This window comes from Klebsiella sp. S69 (assembly GCF_016516145.1).
Classification (GTDB): Bacteria; Pseudomonadota; Gammaproteobacteria; order Enterobacterales; family Enterobacteriaceae; genus Klebsiella; species Klebsiella oxytoca.
Genome location: NZ_JACVUU010000058.1, coordinates 1 through 3,033 on the forward strand (window position 1 = coordinate 1; position 3,033 = coordinate 3,033).

5 protein-coding genes and 4 pseudogenes are annotated in these 3,033 nt (G+C 44.2%); 5 read left to right on the plus strand and 4 right to left on the minus strand.

The window, feature by feature from the left end; translation table 11 throughout:
* Positions 1–51 precede the first annotated feature (51 nt).
* Positions 52–227, minus strand: a pseudogene (locus tag IAE27_RS29065) (transposase); the annotation flags it as partial.
* Between the two features lie 115 nt (positions 228–342).
* A pseudogene (locus IAE27_RS29070) lies at positions 343–432 on the minus strand (IS1 family transposase); the annotation flags it as partial.
* Between IAE27_RS29070 and IAE27_RS29805 the strand changes: the two are divergent.
* Positions 427–585 (plus strand): annotated as a pseudogene (locus IAE27_RS29805) (hypothetical protein); the annotation flags it as partial. The pseudogenes IAE27_RS29070 and IAE27_RS29805 overlap by 6 nt on opposite strands.
* A gap of 105 nt (positions 586–690) precedes the next feature.
* Here IAE27_RS29805 and IAE27_RS29075 read toward each other — a convergent pair.
* Positions 691–1,044: a hypothetical protein gene (locus IAE27_RS29075; protein WP_200093401.1), complete on the minus strand. Its 354-nt coding sequence runs from the start codon at positions 1,042–1,044 to the stop codon at positions 691–693.
* A gap of 52 nt (positions 1,045–1,096) precedes the next feature.
* A complete protein-coding gene (locus tag IAE27_RS29080) occupies positions 1,097–1,345 on the minus strand; it encodes a DUF883 family protein (protein WP_200093405.1) in 249 nt (82 codons plus the stop codon).
* A gap of 220 nt (positions 1,346–1,565) precedes the next feature.
* On the opposite strand from IAE27_RS29080, the pseudogene IAE27_RS29085 reads away from it, so the two are divergent.
* From IAE27_RS29085 to IAE27_RS29100, 4 genes and pseudogenes are all read left to right on the plus strand, one after another.
* Positions 1,566–1,721, plus strand: a pseudogene (locus tag IAE27_RS29085) (IS6 family transposase); the annotation flags it as partial.
* A 255-nt stretch (positions 1,722–1,976) separates the two neighbouring features.
* Positions 1,977–2,381 carry a phage holin family protein gene (locus tag IAE27_RS29090; protein ID WP_200093402.1) on the plus strand — a complete coding sequence of 135 codons (405 nt, stop codon included), beginning with the start codon at positions 1,977–1,979 and terminating at the stop codon, positions 2,379–2,381.
* Positions 2,374–2,658, plus strand: coding sequence for a YqjK family protein (locus tag IAE27_RS30055; RefSeq protein ID WP_200093403.1), 285 nt, complete (start codon positions 2,374–2,376; stop codon positions 2,656–2,658). The genes IAE27_RS29090 and IAE27_RS30055 overlap by 8 nt, the downstream gene beginning before the upstream one ends.
* A 44-nt stretch (positions 2,659–2,702) precedes the next feature.
* The gene (locus IAE27_RS29100) at positions 2,703–2,951 is read left to right on the plus strand and encodes a DUF883 family protein (protein ID WP_200093404.1); all 249 of its coding nucleotides are present in this window, start codon (positions 2,703–2,705) and stop codon (positions 2,949–2,951) included.
* Positions 2,952–3,033: the final 82 nt, after the last annotated feature.

Here is a 3,033-nt window from a genome sequence, read left to right on the forward strand (position 1 = left end):
ATCGTTAACTTAAGATACAAAAGCTGTCCGGAGATGGCGGGTCAAGATCACCAGTAAATCCCGGGCATGCTGTTCACTGTTATCGGGTTTAATTGCCCGTAACCACTTATAGATACTATGTGCGGAAACACCCAGACGGTCAGATACTTCGCAACGGAATAACCGCGTTCCGTTATGTGACGAACGGCTTCTTCCTTAAATTCAGGTGTAAATCGTGGTGTGCCCATATGCTCCCCCTATGCTCAAACTATAGGGCAGGATCGTCTACTGGGGTGGGGTCAGTCCACGCAGAACAGTGAGCTGTCCGTAGATGGCGGGTCGAGATCAGACTCCAATTTATTTTTTCTGATGTGTGCTGGGCTGAGATGCGGTGTAGGTGAAAGTGAGTTGCCATGTTTTACGACAGTGAGAACAGAGATAGCGCTCATGCCCCGTAAAAGTATCGATACCATCCTGCTCTCCGTCGCCGCTGATAAACTCTCTCAGCGTGAATGGGACTGGATTAAGGCCCCGCCTCCGGCCATGGTCGCCAGCGCCATACAGGAGCACCGCCACAGTACTGCCGCGCTCACCCGCCTGCCGGACTGCTGTGACAATGAGTTTATGACCAGCAGATTTTTGCAACAGTGTCAGCCCAGAGATATTATCCAAATTTTAATCTGGAATCCCCGGGCAGGCCGGGGAAGAGGACTAATTGCCCACTTTTTCACTTACCGCGTCACCGGCCTGCTGAGCAGCTTCTTTTGTTTTATTCCAGCCTTTTTCTGTGGCTTCTTTGGTACGGTTCCAGGCTTTCTGTGAGTTTTCCTGTACCTTATCTGTCGTGGTCGCTTCACCGCCGTTCTTGAGTCTGTTTTCAGCCTGCAGCTGTTCCTCTTCAAGCCGGTTTTTAACCTTATGAGTCGTTTCTTCTGCACGATTGGAGGCCTGTTCAGCCTTCTGTTCAGCTTTATTTTTTAAATGCTCAGTGTTGATGGTGGCATCGGCCATAACGGCAGTTGATACAAGTGATGTAGAAAGAATGATCGTTTTTAATATATTCATTTTTAACTCCTTATATTAACAAGGAAAAGCGGGCTGTGCGCCCGCATTTATCTTATTTTCGGCCGATGAGCAGACCAATCAGCAAGCCAACGCCCGCAGCGATAGAAATTGCCGCGACTGGATTTTTTTCCACGTTATCACGCACCACTTCAGCCGCGTCCTGAGCGGCCTGACTCCCCTGTGCAGCTACCTTTCGGGCAGCGCCTTTAACCTGGTGCCCGTAATCATCGGTCAGCTCACCGTATTTTTCCTGTGCTTCACCTGCAACTTCTTTTACTTTGTCTTCAGTTTTTCCGAACATAATGTTCTCCATAACAACTCTGAGTCAGAATATTTAGCCAGCTTTATTTTGCTGGTAATAATGTTATACAAAAAATATGCCAAACACGCAAATCGCAGCGTAACCGCTTTTTTGCTTTTCGGAATACAATTAATGTGGCGATAATAGCTATAATTCAGTCAATATCACCACTAAATTTACATCCTGAACTCGCACGAGTCTGGAGGGCTCTGTCGCATTAAGAAGTCGTCAGATGCTGGGATTTAAGTCGTTCGGTTGGGCGTAGACGATACTGGCCGGCATTGAACTGCTCCACATGATACGTAAAGGGCAGTATCAACACCCACAAAGTGATGGATTGTCACCCGCAGAACAATGTTATCTGTTAGCTGCCTGAAAAATCGGCAGAATACATTTTGCTGGCATGCATACGCAAATGCGATAGAGCCCAATAAACGTTAACGCTGGCCATGAGAGCCCACATTATACATCAGATTCAACTAATTAGAGACATTACCCATCATGCTTACAACTAAGAAAGTAATCTTTTTGTTTGACATATTTTAGATTCTAGACTGTACTTCATCTAGAACTATTGATTACAAAGCAGAGTAACTCATTCTGTTATCTCTTTGACAAGGAAAGATTACTTATGGAAAATAAGTCTACACAATCTATACTTCCTTCAGCAAGATTATCTGATATAACGACTCGCCTTCTCACCAATATTTACAAGGCGGCATCCACTCGGCTGGATTTAATTACTATAGAGATTAATCAGGAAAAAAACAGAATCCTTAGCCTAATCTTAATGATTGGTTTAGCACTCATTTTTACGACATTTGGTTTAATGAGCCTTCTGCTATACGCATTACTATTCATCGAACCATTACACCAACAGACTATTCTTTTGTACTTCACTGGTGTGCTATTTTTACTTGCCATCGTTTTTTGTATAATCATTCGCATAAGCGCCAGTCGCGCGAGCCTGTTGTCAGAGACGCGTGAGCAACTCAAAAATGATTTAACCAGCATCACTGGTGAAAAGAATGAATAAATTACAAATAAGAAAGAGTAAAATCCTGAAGGAAATTTCATCCCAACGAAATGAAGTTCATAGGCTTTGCGATAGTTTAATGGTCAAATTGCAACCCGTTGACACAGTATGGAGTACTGTTTATAGACTCAGGGGGCCACTCATCCTAATCAGCGGGATCATGGTATTGAAGAACAAAAGAAAATCGCCAAAGCAGTTGCTTATCACTGTTAGAAGAGCGGCTGGGCTTTGGAGTTCAATGCGGTTGTTACGCAAATATACTACTCTTGGAAAATAATGTTAACAAGGTCTAACATATAGTGCCTATAAGGAGTATTGATTATGACAAACAAATTTGAAGACAAAATTGATGAGGTTGCTGGAGTCGCTCAACAAAAGTATGGAGAGCTTACTGATGATTATGGTCATCAGGCCAAAGGTGCAGCACGTAAATTTTCTGCACAAGGCGGACAAGCGGTCCAGGATGCAGCAGAAGTCGTGCGTGAGCAAGTGACAGATAACCCTGTCAAGGCAGTTGCCGTTGCTGCAGGATTTGGTCTACTGATAGGTTTGCTTATCGGACGTAAGTGATCTTATGAACCTGTACACGATTCGGCTCTGTCGCATTAGCGTATGCATGACAGCAAAATGTATCCTGCTGATTTTTCAGGCA

What these genes read in the sequence shown, in the direction of transcription:
- IAE27_RS29075 (WP_200093401.1), bottom strand. Translation starts at nt 1,044, where the DNA reads ATGAATATATTAAAAACGATCATTCTTTCTACATCACTTGTATCAACT.
- IAE27_RS29080 (WP_200093405.1), bottom strand. Translation starts at nt 1,345, where the DNA reads ATGTTCGGAAAAACTGAAGACAAAGTAAAAGAAGTTGCAGGTGAAGCA.
- IAE27_RS29090 (WP_200093402.1), top strand. Translation starts at nt 1,977, where the DNA reads ATGGAAAATAAGTCTACACAATCTATACTTCCTTCAGCAAGATTATCT.
- IAE27_RS30055 (WP_200093403.1), top strand. Translation starts at nt 2,374, where the DNA reads ATGAATAAATTACAAATAAGAAAGAGTAAAATCCTGAAGGAAATTTCA.
- IAE27_RS29100 (WP_200093404.1), top strand. Translation starts at nt 2,703, where the DNA reads ATGACAAACAAATTTGAAGACAAAATTGATGAGGTTGCTGGAGTCGCT.